This window comes from Synechococcus sp. MIT S9508, from assembly GCF_047303045.1.
Classification (GTDB): domain Bacteria; phylum Cyanobacteriota; class Cyanobacteriia; order PCC-6307; family Cyanobiaceae; genus Synechococcus_C.
In genome coordinates this window covers 1,156,081-1,176,314 of sequence record NZ_CP138941.1, presented here as the reverse complement: position 1 = coordinate 1,176,314, position 20,234 = coordinate 1,156,081, and the positions used below count along the sequence as shown (strand labels likewise).

The 20,234-nt window shown below is 59.4% G+C and carries 22 protein-coding genes and 1 tRNA gene; 13 read left to right on the top strand and 10 right to left on the bottom strand.

Annotation, left to right across the window (positions count from 1 at the left end):
• The first annotated feature begins 4 nt into the window (after positions 1 to 4).
• Positions 5 to 2,086 (top strand): glycogen debranching protein, encoded by a 2,082-nt coding sequence (locus tag SIB42_RS06030; RefSeq protein WP_067092624.1) that lies wholly within the window; start codon positions 5 to 7, stop codon positions 2,084 to 2,086.
• Positions 2,087 to 2,120: 34 nt separating this feature from the next.
• On the opposite strand, the gene SIB42_RS06025 is transcribed toward SIB42_RS06030, so the two are convergent.
• A tRNA-Gly gene (locus SIB42_RS06025) sits at positions 2,121 to 2,191 on the bottom strand.
• A 136-nt stretch (positions 2,192 to 2,327) separates the two neighbouring features.
• Here SIB42_RS06025 and SIB42_RS06020 point away from each other — a divergent pair.
• From SIB42_RS06020 to plsY, 5 genes are all read left to right on the top strand, one after another.
• Positions 2,328 to 3,644: an MFS transporter gene (locus tag SIB42_RS06020; RefSeq protein WP_156485111.1), complete on the top strand. Its 1,317-nt coding sequence runs from the start codon at positions 2,328 to 2,330 to the stop codon at positions 3,642 to 3,644.
• Between the two features lie 23 nt (positions 3,645 to 3,667).
• Complete coding sequence (locus tag SIB42_RS06015) at positions 3,668 to 4,417, top strand: MlaE family ABC transporter permease (protein WP_067093108.1); 750 nt, start codon at positions 3,668 to 3,670, stop codon at positions 4,415 to 4,417.
• 17 nt (positions 4,418 to 4,434) lie between these two features.
• The gene (locus tag SIB42_RS06010; protein ID WP_067092620.1) at positions 4,435 to 4,842 is read left to right on the top strand and encodes a DUF3119 family protein; all 408 of its coding nucleotides are present in this window, start codon (positions 4,435 to 4,437) and stop codon (positions 4,840 to 4,842) included.
• Between the two features lie 88 nt (positions 4,843 to 4,930).
• Positions 4,931 to 5,917, top strand: a complete 987-nt coding sequence (locus SIB42_RS06005) for a DUF3086 domain-containing protein (RefSeq protein WP_067092618.1) — start codon at positions 4,931 to 4,933, stop codon at positions 5,915 to 5,917.
• The gene (gene plsY, locus SIB42_RS06000) at positions 5,917 to 6,516 is read left to right on the top strand and encodes a glycerol-3-phosphate 1-O-acyltransferase PlsY (RefSeq protein ID WP_067092616.1); all 600 of its coding nucleotides are present in this window, start codon (positions 5,917 to 5,919) and stop codon (positions 6,514 to 6,516) included. The genes SIB42_RS06005 and plsY overlap by 1 nt, the downstream gene beginning before the upstream one ends.
• Before the next feature lie 92 nt (positions 6,517 to 6,608).
• Here the strand turns inward: plsY and pyrF are convergent, their stop codons facing one another.
• Positions 6,609 to 7,340, bottom strand: a complete 732-nt coding sequence (gene pyrF, locus SIB42_RS05995) for an orotidine-5'-phosphate decarboxylase (RefSeq protein ID WP_413328567.1) — start codon at positions 7,338 to 7,340, stop codon at positions 6,609 to 6,611.
• Positions 7,341 to 7,419: 79 nt separating this feature from the next.
• Between pyrF and SIB42_RS05990 the strand changes: the two genes are divergently transcribed.
• Complete coding sequence (locus tag SIB42_RS05990) at positions 7,420 to 7,647, top strand: type II toxin-antitoxin system Phd/YefM family antitoxin (RefSeq protein ID WP_067095964.1); 228 nt, start codon at positions 7,420 to 7,422, stop codon at positions 7,645 to 7,647.
• Positions 7,616 to 8,056: a type II toxin-antitoxin system VapC family toxin gene (locus SIB42_RS05985; protein ID WP_231856429.1), complete on the top strand. Its 441-nt coding sequence runs from the start codon at positions 7,616 to 7,618 to the stop codon at positions 8,054 to 8,056. Before SIB42_RS05990 ends, SIB42_RS05985 begins: the two co-directional genes overlap by 32 nt.
• On the opposite strand, the gene tyrS is transcribed toward SIB42_RS05985, so the two are convergent.
• Both tyrS and SIB42_RS05975 read right to left on the bottom strand, forming a co-directional pair.
• A complete protein-coding gene (gene tyrS / locus SIB42_RS05980) occupies positions 8,046 to 9,290 on the bottom strand; it encodes a tyrosine--tRNA ligase (RefSeq protein ID WP_067095961.1) in 1,245 nt (414 codons plus the stop codon). The genes SIB42_RS05985 and tyrS overlap by 11 nt on opposite strands.
• Positions 9,291 to 9,330: 40 nt before the next feature.
• Positions 9,331 to 9,657, bottom strand: a complete 327-nt coding sequence (locus SIB42_RS05975) for a DUF1825 family protein (protein ID WP_067095958.1) — start codon at positions 9,655 to 9,657, stop codon at positions 9,331 to 9,333.
• A gap of 124 nt (positions 9,658 to 9,781) precedes the next feature.
• Here SIB42_RS05975 and SIB42_RS05970 point away from each other — a divergent pair, with 124 nt between their 5' ends.
• From SIB42_RS05970 to SIB42_RS05950, 5 genes are read left to right on the top strand one after another with little or no spacing between them, the layout of a single operon-like run.
• A complete protein-coding gene (locus tag SIB42_RS05970; protein WP_067096039.1) occupies positions 9,782 to 10,507 on the top strand; it encodes a response regulator transcription factor in 726 nt (241 codons plus the stop codon).
• A 34-nt stretch (positions 10,508 to 10,541) separates the two neighbouring features.
• Entirely contained in the window at positions 10,542 to 11,123 is a 582-nt protein-coding gene (locus SIB42_RS05965) for a type II secretion system protein GspK (protein WP_067095956.1), read from the top strand.
• Between the two features lie 5 nt (positions 11,124 to 11,128).
• Complete coding sequence (locus tag SIB42_RS05960; protein WP_067095952.1) at positions 11,129 to 11,716, top strand: hypothetical protein; 588 nt, start codon at positions 11,129 to 11,131, stop codon at positions 11,714 to 11,716.
• A gap of 49 nt (positions 11,717 to 11,765) precedes the next feature.
• Positions 11,766 to 13,256, top strand: a complete 1,491-nt coding sequence (locus SIB42_RS05955; protein ID WP_067095950.1) for a leucyl aminopeptidase — start codon at positions 11,766 to 11,768, stop codon at positions 13,254 to 13,256.
• Between the two features lie 26 nt (positions 13,257 to 13,282).
• Positions 13,283 to 13,537 (top strand): hypothetical protein, encoded by a 255-nt coding sequence (locus tag SIB42_RS05950; RefSeq protein WP_067095947.1) that lies wholly within the window; start codon positions 13,283 to 13,285, stop codon positions 13,535 to 13,537.
• Positions 13,538 to 13,930: 393 nt separating this feature from the next.
• Here the strand turns inward: SIB42_RS05950 and msrA are convergent, their stop codons facing one another.
• Genes msrA through SIB42_RS05920 form a run of 6 tightly spaced genes read right to left on the bottom strand, consistent with a single transcriptional unit; the run spans position 13,931 to position 20,190 of the window.
• Positions 13,931 to 14,533 (bottom strand): peptide-methionine (S)-S-oxide reductase MsrA, encoded by a 603-nt coding sequence (gene msrA, locus SIB42_RS05945; protein ID WP_067096036.1) that lies wholly within the window; start codon positions 14,531 to 14,533, stop codon positions 13,931 to 13,933.
• Positions 14,534 to 14,562: 29 nt separating this feature from the next.
• Complete coding sequence (gene lpxB, locus SIB42_RS05940; protein ID WP_067095944.1) at positions 14,563 to 15,741, bottom strand: lipid-A-disaccharide synthase; 1,179 nt, start codon at positions 15,739 to 15,741, stop codon at positions 14,563 to 14,565.
• Positions 15,741 to 16,592 (bottom strand): acyl-ACP--UDP-N-acetylglucosamine O-acyltransferase, encoded by an 852-nt coding sequence (lpxA, locus tag SIB42_RS05935; protein ID WP_067096032.1) that lies wholly within the window; start codon positions 16,590 to 16,592, stop codon positions 15,741 to 15,743. The genes lpxB and lpxA overlap by 1 nt, the downstream gene beginning before the upstream one ends.
• A 5-nt stretch (positions 16,593 to 16,597) precedes the next feature.
• Complete coding sequence (gene fabZ, locus SIB42_RS05930) at positions 16,598 to 17,026, bottom strand: 3-hydroxyacyl-ACP dehydratase FabZ (protein WP_067096030.1); 429 nt, start codon at positions 17,024 to 17,026, stop codon at positions 16,598 to 16,600.
• 42 nt (positions 17,027 to 17,068) lie between these two features.
• Positions 17,069 to 17,923, bottom strand: coding sequence for a UDP-3-O-acyl-N-acetylglucosamine deacetylase (gene lpxC, locus SIB42_RS05925; protein ID WP_067095941.1), 855 nt, complete (start codon positions 17,921 to 17,923; stop codon positions 17,069 to 17,071).
• Positions 17,923 to 20,190, bottom strand: a complete 2,268-nt coding sequence (locus SIB42_RS05920) for a BamA/TamA family outer membrane protein (protein WP_067095938.1) — start codon at positions 20,188 to 20,190, stop codon at positions 17,923 to 17,925. The genes lpxC and SIB42_RS05920 overlap by 1 nt, the downstream gene beginning before the upstream one ends.
• Positions 20,191 to 20,234: the final 44 nt, after the last annotated feature.

Genomic DNA, 20,234 nt, shown 5'->3' with positions numbered 1-20,234 from the left:
ATCTTTGAGCACGGTCCGGCGAGGCAAGCCTTGGCCTCTTGGCAGCAGCATCACCGCCGATGGTGTGAATTTCTCGGTGGCAGCGCCAGGTGCAAACCGGGTTGAACTGCTGATTTTCTCCACCGCTGAAGCCAGCAGTCCGGATCAACTGATCGATCTCAACGACAGCAACCACCGTTCTGGCGATTACTGGCATGTGGAGGTGGAGGGACTGACGGCAGGTTGCTGCTATGGCTATCGAGTGTTCGGGCCGCTCGCACCGGGAGGCCATGGCTTCCGGCCCGCGAAGGTGCTGTTGGATCCGTGTGCGCGCGCGATCACGGGCTGGTCGATTTATCAACGCGAAGCCGCCACCGGTGCTTCACCGAACACCCATTGCTGCCTGAAGGGACTGGTCTGCGAACGGGACCGCTTCGATTTCGATGCGCATCCCAGACCTCGACACAGTTGGCAGCAGACGGTGATCTACGAGCTGCATATTGGAGGCTTCACCCAACGCAGCGACAGCGGCGTAGCTCCTGATCGACAGGGCAGCCTGCTGGGAGTGATCGACAAGATCCCTTATCTCAAGCAGTTGGGCGTCACCACGATCGAACTGCTGCCCGTGCAGGCCTTCGATCCCCAGGATGCGCCTCCTGGGCGAGACAACATCTGGGGCTACAGCCCACTGAGCTGGTTTGCTCCTCATCAGGGCTATGTGGGCGGCGGTGACCCCATGAAGGCCAGAGATCAGATGCGCGATCTGGTGGCGGCCTGTCACGACGCTGGCCTGGAGGTGTTGCTTGATGTTGTCTACAACCACACCACCGAAGGCAACGCTGATGGCCCCACCCTGAGCTGGCGTGGCTTCGCCGATCGCACCTACTACCACCAGACCGATAAGGGTGATTACCAAGACGTGAGTGGCTGCGGCAACACCATTGCCGCCCACCATCCGCTCAGCCGTGAACTGATTCTGGAGTCGCTGCGCTGCTGGGCACTGGAACTGGGAGTGGATGGCTTTCGCTTCGATCTCGGCATTGCCCTGAGTCGCGGCGAAGGTCTGAAGCCATTGGACAAACCCGCACTGTTCGAAACGATGGAGGCTGACCCGCTACTTAGTGAGCTCAAACTTGTGAGCGAGCCCTGGGACTGCGGTGGTCTCTATCGACTGAATGACTTCCCGGCTCGGCGCATCGGGACCTGGAACGGGCGGTTTCGTGATGCCTTGCGAAGCTTCTGGAAAGGCGACGAGGACAGCACTTGGGCCATGGCACAGCGCCTGCGCAGCAGCCCTGATCTCTATGACGGCAAACCTGCAGGTTTAGGCAGCTCCGTGAATCTGCTCACGGCCCATGACGGTTTCACACTGATGGATTTGGTGAGCTTCAACAGGAAGCACAACCTCGCCAATGGTGAAGACAACCGCGACGGTGAAAATCACAACAAAAGCTGGAATCACGGAGTTGAAGGTCCCAGCAGTGACCCTGCCATCACTGCTCTGCGCAAGCGTCAGCAACGCAACATGCTGAGCACCCTGCTGCTGGCGCGCGGCGTACCGATGCTGTTGATGGGCGACGAAGTTGGCCGCAGCCAGGGAGGCAACAACAACACTTGGTGCCAGGACACACCGCTCAGCTGGATGATCTGGTCCGAGGAGCACTGCGATACGGAGCTGCTCATCTTCGTGCAGCGACTGCTGCGACTGCGCTCAGAGCTCGCCGAGCTGTTGAACCCAGTGATGAGCCACTACGAACCGCAACAGCAGCGCCGCAACAGCGATCCCGATGGTTTGTGGCGCCAGTGGCATGGGGTGGAACTGGGCAAACCCGACTGGGCCAGCTGGTCCCATTGCCTGGCAATGAGCCTGCATCGCGGCAAACGGGGAGCAGTTCTCTGGGCTGGCTTCAACGCTTACTTCAAGGCCATGCACTTTGATCTGCCCCAGCCGGCATCTCCCTGGCATCGCCTGATCGATACGGCCCTTCCTGCAGGTGAGGACCTTCCCCAGACCTTGGAACCTTGGAGTCCGGACGGCGTCCCCCTCGAAGCCCGAAGTCTGGTGGTGATGATGGCTCGGGAGTACGCCGACAACATCAAGCTCTAAGAAGCAAGCCCAAAGGCCTGGAGCAATGCAACAAAGCGGGCGGCGGGAATCGAACCCGCATCATCAGCTTGGAAGGCTGAGGTTTTACCACTAAACTACGCCCGCATTAATACAAACGAACCAACCTTCGAGAGGGCGGAGCTGGTGCGTTCATATCCCCAAGCATTATGACGGTCAGCGAGCCCCCTCATTCGGATTGACCACTTCTGCAGCTCGCCCTGAGGGCTCCCGCCGCCGTCTGATGTTTTCGTATGGACTTGGAGACGCAGGGACCGGACTCGCCGCGACAACACTCGGCTTTTACCTGTTTCCCTTTTTCACTTGTGCAGCAGGCCTTCCAGCGTTCATTGCTGGCTCACTGCTCACGGTGATCAAAATCTGGGATGGCGTGAATGATCCGCTGATCGGCTGGATGAGCGATCACACCAAAAGCCGGTGGGGGCCAAGACTTCCCTGGATGCTTGGGGCCGCCCTGCCGTTAGGCATCAGCTTGGCCGCCATGTGGTGGGTTCCAGAGGGAGACATCAGCCAACGCACGCTGTATTACGTGCTGATGGCCATCCTGCTGATGACCGCTTACACAAGCGTGAATCTGCCCTTTGCCGCGCTCTCTACAGAACTCAGCCCAGACACTGCAATCCGAACCCGTCTCAACGCAGCTCGCTTCACCGGTTCCATCATCTCAGGAACGATGGGGTTGCTCGTTGCCTTTTTTGCTTTGCGCGAAGGCGGAGGCGGCTATGTCTTGATGGGACAAATCACTGGCACGATCGCTGCCATAGCGACCTTGCTCTGCTGCTGGGGTTTGGCCCCCTATGCCAAAAAAGCTCAACAACCAAGTGGCAATAAGGAGCCTCTACGCAAACAACTTCATCGCATTCGCTCCAATTCCCGTTTTCTGATGGTGCTGGGGCTGTATCTGCTGCTGTGGTTTGGCCTCCAGCTCATGCAGGTTGTTGCACTGATCTGGCTTGTTCAAGTCATTCACGTTCCGGCAAGTATCGCCACCTTGCTCTTGCTCGCTTTCAACATTGCGGCCTTGATCGGACTCCAACTCTGGAGCGTGCTGTCCAACCGCCATGGGCGAATCAAGGCTCTCGGCTGGGGGTCGAGCATCTGGATCACCGCTTGCCTGCTCTCGATGGCCCTATCTCCAATCGCTGAAAACAGTGGCCGAAACGCTTTGATTCCCGTTGTCACACTGATCATGCTGGTTGGGCTGGGCGCATCAACGGCCTACCTGATTCCTTGGTCTTTACTTCCCGATGCGATCGATGCTGATCCAACTCACCCCGCGGGTCTTTACACCGCATGGATGGTGTTCGGTCAAAAACTGATCATCGGGCTGAGTATGAGCGTGTTTGGCACATTGCTCTCTCTAACTGGATATATCTCCACCAAGAGTTGCGACGGAGCCTTAAATTTTATCGAACAGCCTCAAACAGCTCTGATTGCCATCCGCCTTTGCATGGGCCTCATTCCAGCAGTTTTAGTAGGTCTGGGACTTGTGGTGATGCGACGCTGGCCTGACCGCGGCGCCCATATGCAACGCGCATGATTTCATCTCGCCTCCGAGCCCGCATCCAATCGCCCCGCTGGCTAAAGAGGCTGGGCAGCAGCTTGATCATTGGCGGACAGGCAGTCACCGCCACCGCCAAGGGAAGGATTAATACTGTTGATCTGCTGGATCAACTCCAGGAAGCCGGACCTGGAAGCTTCCTCATCGTGATCATCACGGCACTGGCTGCGGGCACGGTGTTCAACATCCAGGTCGCCAAGGAACTAAGCAACATGGGCGCCAACTCCACGGTTGGCGGCGTCCTGGCGATTGGCCTAGCTCGTGAGATTGCCCCTCTGCTGACGGCCACCCTGCTCACAGGCAAGGTGGCCACCGCCTACGCGGCACAGCTAGGGACCATGAAGGTGACCGAACAGGTGGATGCCATCACAATGTTGCGCACCGACCCGGTGGAGTACCTGGTCGTTCCCCGCCTGATCGCCATGGTGGTGATGGCCCCGGTGCAGTGTCTGTTGTTCTTTGCTGTGGCAATCCTGGGAGGCCAGATCAGCAGCACGGAGATTTACCAGATTCCGCCCGCTGTGTTCTGGACCTCAGTGCGCACCTGGCTCGATCCGGACGATTTGCCGTTCATGCTGGTCAAAGCCTTAATTTTCGGCCTTCAAATTGCGGTGCTGTCCTGCGGCTGGGGCATGACCACCCAAGGAGGGCCGAAAGAGGTTGGCACCAGCACCACAGGTGCCGTGGTGATGATCCTGGTCACCGTGGCCCTGATGGACGTCTTCCTGACTCAGATCCTCTTCGGAGGCTGAAGCAGCTTCTTACCACCATGACCACAACACCGTCTGAGCCTGACCAAAACAGCGTGAGCATCAGCCCCAGCCCCCGTCTGGCGCTGCTGATCATCGTCTTCAGCCTCTGCCTGCTGCCACTGCCGTTCAATCCATGGCCGACCGTGGTGGTGGGGCTGTTTGGTGTTTTCCTGTTGGTGCAGACCTACAGCCTGCGGCTGGAATTCACTAACGACACTCTGGTGGTGTGGCGAGGCAAGCAGGAGCTGCGCAGCTTCCCTTACGCCGAATGGCAGAGCTGGCGACTGTTTGCCCCCTGGCTACCAGGCCTGTTCTATTTCCGCGAACTCAAGAGCATCCACTTCCTGCCGATCCTCTTCAACCCTGCTGAGCTGCGGCAACAGTTGGAACAACGGGTCGGCTCCCTGGAAACCCCGAAGCCCTAAGCCAAACCAACACTTGAACACAACGAGAACGTTGTGTTTGGGCCATGAGCCCCGCAATCCGCTGAAATGAGTTGAGGAGAAGCCGACCATGCCTGACGACAACGATCTGCCACTCCAGGACACGCCGCAATCCACAGAGGCAGCCAACGATGCATCCAGCGAGGCATCCCACACAGCCAGCGAAGACGTGCAGCCTGCGTCTGAAACGCTGATCCAACTGGCCCTGGTGGATCTGCAGAAGCGGCGCGACGGCCTGCAACAGGAGATTGAAAGCCTCCAACAGCGCAAGCAGCAACTGGAGAAAGACATGGCCGCCAGCTTTGCTGGCCAATCCGATGCAATCGCCAGACGTGTGAAGGGGTTTCAGGAGTATCTGGGTGGAGCCTTGCAGGGGCTGGCCCAGTCAGTGGAGACGCTGGAGCTAGTGGCGCAGCCTGTGGTGGTGAAACCTTCACCACTGGATGCCCAGGCAGCTGAGGCCGCCGCCGAACAGGCCATAGCGAACAGTGGCGGCGCGCCGGCTCTGGCCGACACCTTCCGTCCTGATGAAGAGCTGATCCGAACCAACCTCAGACGTTTTCTTGAGCAGCCCGACTTCTATGCCGAACCCTGGAAACTGCGCCGCAGCCTCGACGACAGCGACATCGCTGTACTCGAAGACTGGTTTTTCAATCAGGGCGGCAGGGGAGCTCAGGCCAGCCGCGGCAATCGACCTCGCAACGTGCTGCTGGGGGCTGCCCTGATCGCCGTCATCGGCGAGCTTTACGGCGATCAGTTCCAGACGCTGGTTCTGGCCGGACAACCCGAACGGCTGGGTGACTGGCGACGAGGCCTGCAGGATGCGCTAGGCCTGGGACGGGAAGATTTCGGCCCCAGCAGCGGGATCGTTCTGTTTGAACGTGGCGATGCCCTCGTGGAGCGCGCCGACCGGCTGGAGGAGCGCGGTGAAGTGCCCCTGATCCTGATCGATGCAGCGCAACGAGTGGTGGACATTCCCGTGCTTCAGTTCCCGCTCTGGCTGGCGTTTGCAGCCGGTCCAGGCGAAACCTATGACTACGAAGACGACCTGCTCTGATGCCCTTCTTCACGCTGCTGCTGGGTTACCTGCTCGGCTCCCTACCCAGCGGCTTCCTGGCCGGCAAATGGTGCAAGGGCATCGACCTGCGCAGCATCGGCTCCGGCTCCACCGGCGCCACCAATGTGCTGCGCAACGTGGGCAAAGGCCCTGCTCTGGTGGTGTTCCTGGTGGATGTGGCCAAAGGAGCAGCCGCGGTTCTGATCGCTAGCGCCCTCACCCAGAACAATCCACTCAACGACTGGATCCAGGTGCTGGCCGGTCTTGCAGCCCTGGCCGGCCATATCTGGCCGATATGGCTGGGATTCAAGGGCGGCAAGGCCGTTGCCACCGGACTTGGTTTGTTCCTGGGCTTGGCCTGGCCAGTGGGGCTGGCTTGCTTTGGGATGTTCATGGCCGTGTTCAGCCTCAGCCGGATCGTGTCGCTCGCCAGTGTGGTGGCCTCGCTCAGCCTGCCGCTGCTGATGGCCGCCGGTTCCGGCAGTAACGCCAATCTGGTGGTGGCCCTGGTGGCAATGGCGCTGGTGCTCTGGCGCCACCGCAGCAACATTCAACGGCTGATCAACGGCACCGAACCCAAGGTGGGCAAGAAAGACTGAAAATCCAAACCCTGGTTGCGACACAGGGAGCTGCTGAGGTGCCTATTCCCTCCCTCCATTGAGTGAGAGGGCTAGCTCTTGCTGGTCAGCGATCAGCACACGAGCTCTGCGCAACAGGCGGCAAACGCCGCACTGGGATCCTCGGCCTTTGTGATCGGCCGGCCGATCACCAGCTGACTGGCGCCAGCTGCAATCGCCTCAGCAGGCCCCATCACACGGGCCTGATCGCCCACTGCGGTTCCTTTCGGGCGAATGCCTGGCGTGACCAACGCAAACGGTTCGTGGTGCCGGGCCCGCAATGCCTCGGCCTCCAAGGGTGAGCACACACAGCCGCCGATGCCGGCAGTCGCCGACAGCTGCGCCAACGCCGGCACCCGTTCGGCAATGTCCTGGGCAATGGCGAGTTCCCGTTGCAGTCGCTGCTCCTCCCAGCTGGTGAGCACCGTCACCGCCAGCAGGGTGGTGGCGGGTTGGCCAGCGCCTTGGGCCCCTTCAACCGCCGCGGCCTGGGCCGCCTTGAGTGCTTCGCTGCCGGCGCAGGCATGCACCGTGATCAGTTCCGCCCCCAGTGCCGCTGCCCGCCGGCAAGCCCCCGCCATCGTTGCGGGGATGTCGTGAAATTTGAGATCGAGGAACACCCGCAAGCCCTGCTCGCGCAGTTGCGCCACCACCTCCGGCCCAGCCTGCACAAACAACTCCAGCCCCACCTTCACCCAACGCAGCCCCTCCACTTGGCCGGCAAACGCCAGCGCCTGCTCGGGCGCCATGCCATCGAGGGCCACGATGATCCGATCGGCGGGGTCAGAAGTGAGCGACGGGGCCAAGGCAAGTGGGTAATCCGTATTCCATCCTGTCGCGCCGGCGTTGAGATGCCTTAGCAGGCAGCCCGGCTAAATCAGCCCCATGCAGGTCAATCTCCACGACGCCAAGACCCATCTCTCCCGTTACGTGGAGCAGGCCCTCGATGGAGATGACGTGGTGATTGCTCGGGCCGGCAAACCGTTGGTGAAGCTGGTGCCTGTGGACACCACACCGCGTAGGCGAAAGCTGGGGTTCATGCGCAGCCAAGGCATCGCCACCGCTGATGTGAAAGGAGACTTTGCTGCCGACATCAACGCCATGTTCAGCTGATGTCCAGCCGGAAAGCCCCGCCAGGCTGCTCGACACGCAGCTGCTGATCTGGCTGGCCTTCACACCAGATCAACTGCCATCCACGCTGATCCCAGAACTGGGAAATAGGCAACAACGCTTTTTCATGAGTGTTGTCAGCCTCTGGGAGGTTGCGATCAAATGCTCGCTCAACCGGGTGGACTTTCAGTTCGATGCTGCTGAATTACGCGAGCAGCTCCAACGGGAAGGTTTTGAAGAGTTAACCATTCGAGCCGAGCACTGCCTGGCAGTTCAGACCCTGCCCTGGCACCACAAGGATCCCTTTGATCGTTTGCTGATTGCTCAGGCTCAGCAAGAGCAAATCAAGCTGCTGAGTTGCGATCAGAGCCTGAGCGAATACGAAGCGAGCGTGACCCTGCTCAGGAAGTGAGCCTGCGGAAGGTCTTCTTGCCCAGCTGCAGCACCTTGCCGTCCAGTTCCGCCGCCGAGGCGAACTCCTGATTCGGGTCGGTGATCTTCTCGCCCTCCAGGCGCGCCGCACCGCCCTTAATCTGGCGGCGAGCATCGCTGCTGCTGGCGCAGATGCCAACAGCACTGAGCAGATAGAAGGCCTTCGCAGGAAAATTCACTGCTGAAAGAGAGGCTTCAGGCACATCCGCTCCGGCATCACCGCCACTGCTCACCAGGGTGGCTGCATCGCTCTGCGCTTTTTGGGCTGCCTCCATGCCATGCCGGCTGGCGGTCACCGCCAGAGCCATCGCCTTCTGCTTCTCGCGTGCGTTGTCCGGCAAATCCTGCGGACTCAGATCGGTCAGCAGGGTCACGTAGTCATCGATGGCGGCATCGCCGACCTTCTCGAGCTTGGAATACATCGACAGCGCGTCTTCCTCCAGACCCACCGTGTTGCCAAGGCTTTTGCTCATCTTCTGCACGCCATCCAGACCGACCAGAATCGGCAGCAGCAACCCGAACTGGGTGCCCTTGTTGAAATGGCGCTGCAGATCGCGGCCCATGGCCACATTGAACTTCTGATCAGTGCCGCCCAGCTCCACATCGGCATTCACAGCCACGGAGTCATAGCCCTGCAGCAGCGGATAAAGGAATTCATGCAGGGCGATCGGTGCACCGCTGCCGTAACGGTTGGAGAAATCGTCTTTGGCGAGCATCTGACCCACGGTGGCCGTACCCAACAAGCCAATGACCTGAGGCAGATCCAAACCTGCCAGCCACTCACTGTTATGGCGCACCTCCAGGCGGCCAGGGGTCTCGAAATCAAGCAGTGCCGTCTGCTTTGGCTGCCCCTGGCCCAGCTGTGCCAGGTAGGTGGCGGCATTGGCCTCAACCTCTTCAGCGGTGAGCTGCACCCGTGTGGCACTTTTACCAGTGGGGTCGCCGATGCGGGCAGTGAAATCGCCGATGATCAACACCGCTGTATGCCCCGCATCTTGAAAAGCCCGCAGCTTGCGAAACAGGATGCTGTGACCCAGATGGATGTTGCTGCCAGTTGGGTCGATTCCCAACTTGATGCGCAGGGAGCGGCTCTCTTTCTCTGCCTGCCTCAGCCGCGCCGCCAGCGACTGATCGGCGTCATCACCATCGCCGGCTGGAAAAAGATCGGCCATGCCACGCGACAGCCATGCCGGCAGAGACGGTGTCGAGGCCATGGGCGAGGGAGCGATTGCGGGCTGAATCGTACGGGCCGCTTCAGCTGGGTGGCTGTTCCAGCTGACTTTTCATCCGCTCCAGGGTGCCTTGCATCTGCTCAAACATCTGCTCCGGGGTGATCCCGAACTGGCCCAACTGGCTGCGCAGCTGCTCCACCGTGAGCTTGGCCTGGAAGTCTTCCGACAGCTCAAAGCGTTTCATGAACACGCGGTAGCGCTCCATGAGCTCCTCCATCGTGTCGATGAACTTCTTTTTGCCCTCGCGGTCAAACTTGCCGTAATCGGAACCCAGCTGCATCAACTGCTGGTAGTCGCCGAACAGACGCTTGGCCTCCTCCTGCACGATGTCTGAGTCGAAGAACGCCATGGCCCACCGATCAACTGGTGTGATTCTGGACAATTTGAGCTCCCCGTAACAGTGCGGATCCACACCCCCCGATTCCGGTCAACATAAATTGGTCAGCGGCAACGGCCTCGAGCCTCTCCCTTCCTTGGATCTCAGCGAACGGATCCCGTCTCTGCAACAACGGTCCCGCCAGGGCAACAGCCTGCTCAAGCGAAGTCGCACCGCCATCGCTTCCGCTGACCTTGTGCTGCTCAGCAGCTGGACGGCCTGGTTCGAAGGCCAGGGCCCTCTGGTGGCGGCCTGCACCAGCGAGGACGACTGCCTGCTGAGGCTTCAAAGCAGCGCGGCCAATCTGTTGCTGTGTACGGACACCCTCGAGGGCGGCAGTGGCACCAGCCTCGTGCGTCGGGCGAGAGACCACAACCCCGACATCAAGGTGTTGATGCTGCTTCAGCGCCCCATCCCGCGCACGATCCTGGATGCCATCGATGCCCGCTGCCATGGGATCTGCTCGGCTCAGGCCACCGGAACGGGCACGGTGGCTGCAGCGCTCACGGCCATCGAAACCGACGGGCAGTATCTCGATCCACTGATCAGTGGCGTGTTGCACCACAGCAGGCTGCGCTGCAGCGGCGATCAAGTGCCACTGCAGGAACTCACCATGCGGGAAGAGGACGTGTTGCGCGGCCTCTGCCGAGGCATGACCAATCAGGAGATCGCCGACGCTTTATTGGTGTCGATTGACACCGTGAAAACTCATGTCGGCAGCCTGCTGCGCAAGCTGCCGGCCAGGGACCGAACCATGGCTGTTGTCACAGCATTTCGTGAGGGGCTGGTGCAGGTTCCCACCAGGCCGCCGCGCTGGACCTAGGGTCCTGGCCAGGCTGCAAAGGAGAAACGCGGCGATGGCTCGCCGGCACTGGCTCGATCCACTGGCCCGCAAGGTGCTCCAGGCCATGGGTGATCTACCCAAGGATCCATTGCGCGTGGACACCAGCCCTGCGCCTTCAGAAGAAACAACGGTCGCTCCGAGTTGGTGCATCGACGTGAACAGGGCCACGGCGGAACAATGGCGCCAGTTACCGGGCTGCAGCGACGTGATGGTGGATCAGCTGCTGCGGTTACAGCAGGGCGGAGTGCAATTCAGCCAGATCGAGGATCTGGCTCAGCTGCTCGATATCTCGGAGAGTCTCTGCGAGCAATGGAGACCCCATCTGATTTTTCGCTGGCACGGCGATGCCCCGCAGTTACCCAAGCATTCACCGCTGGATCTGAATGCCGCCAGCCCCATCCTGCTGGCCAAAACCCTCCCGTGGCCCGATGAGCGGCTGGAACGCCTGATCGCCGAACGACGGCGCGAACCGTTTCAGAACCTCGCGGATCTACAGGAGAGACTCTGCCTTCCCCCGGCAACGGTAGAGGCTTTGATCGGGCGTGTCCGATTCGGGGCCAGACCAGCCGGCCCGAGCCTGCCGCCGCGAGGTTGACGGCAATGCCTTCCTCTCCTCGCCAGGGCAATCTTTTCGAGCAGCCCGCCCCTGCCTCTCATGAGAACGAACCTGCTGAATTGGCACTGAATTGGCAGCAGCTAAAAAGCTGGCAGGAACGCATCCACAGCTTCCAGAGCCCTCTCTTTGAATCCGACAGCCCCAGGCAAGAGCAAAGCAGCCTGTTCGGCAGTGAGCAGGCTGAAGCGGCCAGGGTTCAGCCTTTGTCGCTCAAACCGCTGCCGCTGAGTTTCTGGCGCTGGCCGCAAAGCCCCCATCAAGGGGCGGCGTTGTACTGGGTCATGGATCGACCCGCCGGCCTGAAACACCCAATCCTGCTTTACATCGGAGAAACCATGGCGGCCGATCGGCGTTGGAAGGGGGAGCACGATTGCAAGGCTTACCTCGCGGCTTATCAGGAAGCCTGCATGCACTGCGGTCTGAGCTGCAGAACCAGCATTCGTTTCTGGGGCGATGTGCCCAGAGCCACCAAGGCGCGGCGGCAGTTGGAACAGACCCTGATCCGTCGCTGGCAGCCACCGTTCAACAAGGAAACGCGCGATCGCTGGGCCACGCCGTTTCAAGCCGACTGAGCACAGCTCCTAGCATCGGTTCAGGCAACGGCTCAGGCATCAGCTCTCCATGAAAATCTCCCTCTCTCCGGCCACCCCTGAGGCCTGGAGTGGTTCGGTTCTGGCGCTCGGCATACCCCAGGACGATCCCCAAGGCCTTTTGGAGGCGATGGAACAGCGCTTCAACATTCAGCTGAAGGAGTGGCTGAAGCAGAAGCCCTTCACAGGAAAGAGCGGTGACTTAGCCAGCCTTCAATTGCTGCGCGGTGACTGCACCACCCTGGTGCTGCTGGGGCTGGGAGAGGCCGGATCCATCGAACGCGACAGCCTGCGCATGGCCGCTGCGGCCGCCGCCCGCGCAGCACAGGGCCAGGGAGGCTCCCTTGGGCTGTTGCTGCCGTGGGGATCCGTAGACCTCATCGCTGATGCCACTGCCGCTGCTGAAGCTGTGCGCCTGGCGCTCTACAGCGACTTGCGCTTTCGCAGCAAGCCCGAACCCAGCCCACGGCCTGAACAGGTGGAGCTGCTGGGCCAATGGCCAACGGGCCTGAAGCAGACTCTGGAAACAGTTCATCCGATCTGCGCCGGCGTGGAGCTGGCCAGGGAACTGGTGGCGGCACCACCCAACAGCGTCACCCCGGAAGAACTGGCCCGCACCGCGGCAGCTTTGGCCCATGAGCATGGTCTTGAGCTCACCGTGCTGGAACAATCCGACTGCGAGGAGCGAGGCATGGGCTCCTATCTCTCGGTATGCCAGGGCTCGGACATGGCTCCTAAATTCATCCACCTCACCTATCGGCCCAGCGGAGTCGCCAAGAAACGACTGGTTCTGGTGGGCAAGGGACTCACCTTCGATTCCGGCGGATACAACCTCAAGGTCGGTGCCGCCCAGATCGACATGATGAAGTTTGACATGGGCGGAAGCGCGTCGGTCTTTGGAGCGATGCGCAGCATTGCTGAGCTGCGCCCTGCAGGAGTGGAAGTGCACATGGTGGTGGCCGCCTGCGAAAACATGATCAACGGCTCCGCGGTTCACCCCGGCGACATCGTCACGGCATCCAACGGCACCACAATCGAGATCAACAACACCGATGCGGAGGGACGCCTCACCCTCGCCGATGCCCTGGTGTATGCCTCCAAGCTCAAGCCCGACGCCATCGTTGATCTGGCAACGCTCACCGGTGCTTGCGTGGTCGCCCTCGGTGATGAGATCGCCGGACTCTGGACCCCGGATGATGCGCTCTCGAGTGATCTGGAAACCGCTGCAAGCGATGCCGGAGAAGGACTCTGGCGCATGCCGATGCACAGCTCCTATCGCAAAGGCCTCAAATCGCTGCTGGCCGATATGAAGAACACCGGACCTCGCCCCGGTGGATCGATCACCGCCGCCCTGTTCCTCAAAGAGTTCGTAGATGCCGGCATTCCCTGGGCCCACATCGACATTGCCGGAACGGTCTGGAGTGACAAAGGTCGCGGAATGAATCCCTCCGGAGCCACTGGCTACGGGGTACGCACGCTGGTGAACTGGGTCATGAAACAGGCCTCAACCGCCGAGGCCTAAATTCACCTGTGAGATGTTCAAGCTACATGGCCTCCAGCCCTCTTCGCTGGTATGTACGCGCCCAGCTGGGTGTTTTGCTGTTGCCGGCAGGTCTCTGCCTGTTCGGGGAGGCTGTCAGTCGCAGAACACTCCAGCTGGCGGGAAGCGACGGTGGTCCCTGGTGGTGGTACGGCACGCTCAGCCTGATCGCCATTAACGCGGGCGTAGGGCTGATGATCGAATCCGGACTTCTGCGTGGTTATCCCGGGCGCCAAAAAACAAGGCCAGAAACGCAGGATTGAGAAGCCGAATGATCTGAGTCTTCAGAGCCTGATCTCTCTCAGGACGCAGCAACCATCGTCAGAGAGCGAGGATTTTCGAGCGCATGAATCTGCCAGCGTGCCCTCTCCGAACAACTGGCCATGACGCGCTCTAAATCGTCGGAAGCCTGTTTCGGGGATGGATACGGACCAACATGACGCGTCACGAGACCGTCTTTGATGGTCAGCAGATACATACAGACCTTTCACAACTCACTGCAGAATGGTACGCAGTCCAATCTGTATCGTCGATGGCGTAAAACCCGCACCTTCACTGAGAAGTAACTGAATCGGAGCGCAACGATCGCTACAGAATTTCCTCAGATTCCCGCAATCAAACCATCAGAAGTTGATGCGCCCCGCTGTAGACAACGATCACTTCGTCCAAGCATCTCCGCTGCGAGCTTGGTCACCCCAGACCTCATCGAGGCGTTTATCTCGTCCGCAAGCCCAGCGGTAGTACTTGTACTTCACTGAATTCAATTCGGCAAAATTCTGGTGGTAATCCTCAGCAGGCCAGAACTTTTCAAGAGGTTTGATCTCCACCTTGAGAGCGGATTCAGATACACCGAGCTCCTTGGCAGCTGCTGATTGACTAGCAAGAGCCTCGCTGGTCTGTTGATCATCACCGGTGAAAATCATCGGTCGGTAGGAGTCGCCACGATCACAGAACTGACCTGCACCGTCGAGGGGATCCACATTGCGCCAATACGACTGGAGAAGCTTCGGATAACTGATCTTTTCGGAGTCAAACAGCACTTCCACCACCTCCTGATGCCCGGTGGTTTCAGCACTCACCTGGTTGTAAGTCGGCTCGGAAACACTGCCGCCGCTGTAGCCGCTTTCCACCGAGATCACTCCTGGAAGCTTCTCCAGATCACTCTCCATGCACCAGAAACAGCCCCCAGCCAGCACGGCGCTCTGCTCCTCAGCAAGCACTAAAGCAGGTGAGACCAGGAGCAGAGCTCCCACAACCATCGACAACAGGATCTGAATCACAAGCGAGCTCAAGTAAACAGCTGATCGAGAATGGCGGCAGCAGCACGATCGGTCACTCCCGGCTCCCCCAGCGTTTGGCGCAGTCGTTCATAGCCACTCAGCATCGTTTGGCGCGCTTCAGGGTTCTCCAACAGCGGAATGGCTTTGGCAAGCAACTGGTCGGCAGCAAAGTCTTCTTGCACAAATTCGGGAACCAGACGCTCATTGAGCAGCAGGTTCACAGGCGAAATGTGATCAACATGGAAGCCCAACACATTGCGCGCCACCCAGGCCGTCAACCGGCTCACCCGGTACCCCACCACCTGGGGTACCCCTTGAAGAGCCAGCTCGATATTCACTGTTCCCGACTTTCCAAGCGCGAGATCCGCCGCGCTGAATAGGGCCGGTTTCAGCGCATCCGCATCAGCGGCTGGAATAACCCGTCCACGTACACCGGCGGCTTCAAGCCCTTCCTGCAGGTGACGCTCGAACCGACTGAGGCCTGCAGGCACCATCACCATCAGCTGGGGATCACGTGCCTGCAAACGTGCAGCCACCTCAACAAGCGCAGGCATCAAATAGCGCAGCTCCTGCGACCTGGATGCGGGCATCAGCAACAGCAGCCGTCCTTTCGGATCAAGACCGAGCTGTCGACAAGCCTCAGCACGGTCGGGCTTGCCTGCGGCAAGATCAAGCAGAGGATGACCAACCCAGGTGACCTGCGCACCATGGGATGCATAGAAGGATGCTTCCTGGGGGAAGATCGCCAGGATGCGATCGGTAAAAGACAAAAGGCTGCTCGTGCCGTTGTCATTCATGCGCCAAGCCCATTCCTGTGGGGCGATGTAGTAGGTGATCGGCACCTCAGGCAATTTGCGGCGCAGACGCTTGCCCAGACGCACATTGGCGCCCATGTAGTCAATCAGCACCACTGCATCAGGAGGCCTGGCACTGAGCTGCTTATTGACACGCGACTGCAGCTTCAACGTCGGCACGACCTGGGGAAGATGCTCCAGCAGACCGATCGAACCCAGTGGAGCCGTATCGGCAAGCAGTTCCGCACCGGCTGCATGCATGCGTGGTCCGCCCAGGGCCAGCACCTCGAGATCGAGGCTCCTCAGGCGAGCTTGGCGATGAAGAGCCTGAACCAGAAGGCTTCCTTGAAGATCACCAGACACCTCACCGGTGCTGATCAGCACACGCACCATCAGCGACCACCGACAGCAGGCATGGGGCCACGCCGTCCTTGACTGATCGATCCCTCGAGGAAGGAGCAGAGATGATCGGCCAGAGGCATCAGGGGCTGCTCACGGGCCAGCCGCAGACCTTCAGCGATGACGTTATCCGAGCGATAGAGCAGTGCCCAAACATCCTGAAGCTGTTTGATTTCCTGACCCTGATCCTTGCGATCAAGTCCCCGCCTGCGCAGACCCACGCGGTTGAGGCCGCGCACTCTTCCAGGATGACCCTCAACAAGGCAATAGGGAGGCACATCCCTGTCCACCCGTGTCATGCCTCCAACCATAGCCATCCCGCCGATCTGCACGAACTGGTGGATTCCCAAGCATCCACCGATCACAGCCTTGTCCTCGATCAGAACATGACCGGCAACTTGGATGCCGTTGGACATCACGATCCCGTTGCCCAGAAGACAGTTATGTCCCAGATGGCAATAGGCCATCAACAGGTTGTGGTCGCCGATGCGGGTCTGCTCACCCTCGTCCGTCGCCCGGTTGATCGTGACGCATTCACGGATGGTGTTGTGATGTCCGATCACCACCTCTGTCGGAGCTCCCTTGTACTTGAGGTCCTGAGGCTCAAGCCCCAGGCAGGCACCAGGGAAGATCTTGTTGTGGTCACCGATCACAAGTCGACCATCAAGCACCGCGTGAGGCCCGACCCAAGTGTTTGAGCCGATGCGAACATCAGGGCCCACAACGGCACCAGGACCGATCACGACACCGGCGGCGAGCTCGGCACGGGAATCGACCACCGCAAGCGGATGAATCTGGGGAGGACGGTCCTCAGCAGTCACGGCGGGGGATCGCTGTTCACTCATCATGCTCAGTCAACCAGCGAGAACATGAGCTCACCTGAGCAGACCAGCTGACCATCCACCGTGGCCTCCGCCTTCACCTTGCCAAAACGCTTGCGTTTGAGACTCAGCAGCTCACAGGTGATCAGCAACTGATCACCGGGAATCACCGGACGGCGGAAGCGAACGCCATCGATACCAGCAAACACAAACAGACCTTTGGGCAGATCGGGCATCTGGGTGACGATCAGGCCGCCCACCTGGGCCATGGCCTCAACAATCAACACCCCGGGCATTAACGGGCGCCCGGGGAAATGGCCCTGGAACTGAGGCTCATTGAGCGTGACGTTCTTGATGGCCACTGCTTTTTCTCCTGGCACGTGCTCCAGGACGCGATCCACAAGCGCGAAGGGATAGCGATGGGGGAGCAGTCCCATAATCTGCTCCGCTGTGAGCAGAGGCTGGGCTGCGGCGGTAGCGGAAGAGGAAGTCAAATCGTTTCAGCGCTGAGCATCGGATCGATCGGCCAGGACCGCTGCCAGGTCGGTGTGCAGACCATGGGAGCCGCGGTAGACCAGCACTTGCGCCCGCGGAAAACCCACAAGCGCCAGATCACCGATCAGGTCCAGAAGCTTATGGCGCACCGGTTCATCGGGATAGCGCAGAGGTGGATTTAGCCATTGGTCGCCATCACAGACCAGGGCATTATCGAGGGCTCCACCTTGAATCAGCCCCGCTGCACGCAGTTGATCCACCTGCTCACGGAAGCCGAAGGTGCGGGCTGGAGCGATCTCTGCCACGAAGCTTTCTGGCGTCAGCTCAAGGGCACATTGCTGACGACCGATGGCCGGCTGGGGAAAATCAATCACACCCACCAGCATGAACTGTTCAGCAGGAGTAGCGGTGATCACACTGCTGCCTCGATGCAGAGCTATCGGTTGCTGCAGCTGCGGCCGAGCGGGAGCAGGTGTTGATGCCGGGGCAAGACCAGCCTCAGCGATGGCTTCCACCCATCCCTGAGAGGAGCCGTCCAAAAGGGGAATCTCGCTGCCTTCAACTTCGAGATGCACGTGCGTGAGACCACACCCGGCGATGGCTGCGAGCAGATGTTCCACCGTGGCGAGTTTGCGATCACCCAGCTCAAGGGTGGTGCAGAGCGGACTGTCTCGCACCTGAGAAGGCTTGAGCTTGAGCGGCTCACCGCCGTTTGCTGGCCAGCTCACCCAGACGCCCGGCTGAGGCGAAGGCTGAAGGGTGACGGAGACCTGATCACCGCTATGCAGGCCGATGCCGCTGCGGCTGGCTGGTCCCTCCAGGGTCCAGGCTCCGTCGTAATCCTGAGGCCAAAAGCCCATCAAAATTTCCAGCCGACGCCCAAATTGAAGCGGTAATCTCCAGTGAAGTTTTGGCTGGCCACTTCCAGACGCAGTGGCCCCACGGGCGTGGTGACGATCACACCAACACCTGGAGAAACACCCGAGCCAGGTTTATCCAGCAGCTCGCCAGGCTTACCGGGAACATTGGATTGAGATCCGAAATCCGTACCTGCATCGATAAACACTTCGCCGGCAAAAATACTGAAGATTGGGAAGCGGTATTCGATGGTTGCTTCTCCGAAACTGCGACCGACAGCCAAATCACAATCGAACCAGCCACGAACTGAATTGGATCCACCCAGGCAGAAGGCTTCATAGGGAGGTAAATCACCGATCACGGTGCCCGCCTTGACTTGAAAAGCCAAGGCCTGAGGGCAGTTCTCCGGTTCACCCTCCTTAGGACGACAGCCTTTGGAGAACTTCAACCATTTAACTGGAATGAAATGGGTGTAGCTGGTGCGAACGCGGTTAAAGGTTGGCGAGTTCTCTCCAATCGAAACGTATTGCTCAGTGCCAAAACTGAAAAAATTACCCGAAGTCGGGTTTCTACCGTCATTCAATGTGTTGTAAGTGGTTGCAAGTCGAACACTCGCAAGAGTATTTCGATCGGCACAATTAAACGAGGTACAAATGACTTCGTCATTGTCTATTCGATCATTTTTAATCTTATCGTTGGGTATTCCATAGGGCCTGGTATCACCTGCATAATTAATCGGACGAACAGCCTGAAGATTTAGCCCAGCCAGAATCTGCCAGGGGACCTTCTTAAAAGGATCTCCACCATTGAGCGGACGGGAAAAAATTACGTTGCCACCAACACGCTCTAACGCGATTGAATCACCCTCGTAGTCAAACCAGCTGGTGCTGCCAAATTGCTCAGTGGCATCAGTAACATTACCAAATTTACTATTAGCCGGATTGTTAGTAGAGTCAATTGAATAGGAATACTCAGAATTGTTGTTCTGATATTCGCGAAGACTGACAATGTCTCCATTGTTCTGGCTCTGGAAGACCTGAGGAACTTCCCGGCTCAGGAACACGGAAGTCCGGAAAGAGGTGCGATGGCTGTCTCCTTTGATCCAAGGGTCGGAGAAGGTGAGGTTAGCCAGCCCGCCGAACTGTCCGTAAGTGACATTGAGTGCCAGGTCCCAGGCACGCCCAAACAGATTGCTATCGGAAAGCTGAACCTGACCAAAGACGCCCTGACTTTGGCTATAGCCAAGACCACCTGAAAGGGAGCCAGTGGACTGCTCGACGATGCCGAGAACGATGGTGACGAAACCTGGCTCACCAGCCACAGGTCTCAAGGTCACCTTCACATCACTGAACAGCGAGGTGCCGTACAAACGCCGGATGTCGCTCTCGAGCTGATTGCGATTGAAGGGTTCTCCTGGCTTGATGGAGATCTCCCGACTCACAACCCAAGGCTTGGTCTTGCCGTTGATCGGCTCTCCTTTCTCGTTGGTGTCTTCCCCTTCCTTGTTGATGAATTTCACCTCGATACCCGCCACGCTGCCGATCAGCACTTTCAGCTGCACGACGCCATCAGGACTCACCCTGGTGGGCCCACTCACGCGAGCGAGTGAATAACCCTGATCGGCGTACCACTTCTGCAGCTGCTTCATGCGCAGCTGCAACTCATTGAGGTTGAGCGTGCGGCCGTAATCGGAACTGAAGGTGTCCTCAATAACCTGGGGCTCAATCTTGTTGTCCTCAGGTTCGAGAACAACCTCAGTCATCACAGGATTGGGCACCACCTGAACAGCAAGCTGAACACCCAAGGGACCGTTGACCGGCTCAATGCGTACGTCTGAAAACCATCCGGTGGCGTAAATGTCATCGAGATCAAGCTTCAGCTCCTCCCTCGTCACCCTGCTTCCAGGGCGCACACGCATGGCGTCGTAAGCAGCGAGCTCGAGACGCTCCTGTTCGGGGTGTCCATCGATGCCCTCAATGATCACCTCGGTAATCAGCACCCTGGGCTGTTCAGACCCTTCGTCAATCGGCTCGGCAACAGGTGTTGCTGCAGGGACAGGGTTGACCTCAATCTGCTCGACCTCGATCTGCTCTTCCGTTATCTCTGCCTCTACACCCTGTGGATCAACCGCTTCAGCCTCAGCAGCAACCTGAATATCTTCAGCCTGGGCTTGAAGGGGCAGGCCACTAATCAAGGGCAGAGCGAGGGCAAACCCCACTGCACCTCGCCGAACGGCGTTCTTGGTTCGGCTGGAGGAGAAAGCGACCATTGGGGAGACGGAAGTCGGCCGAGCCGGCCACAAACGTCGCTGAA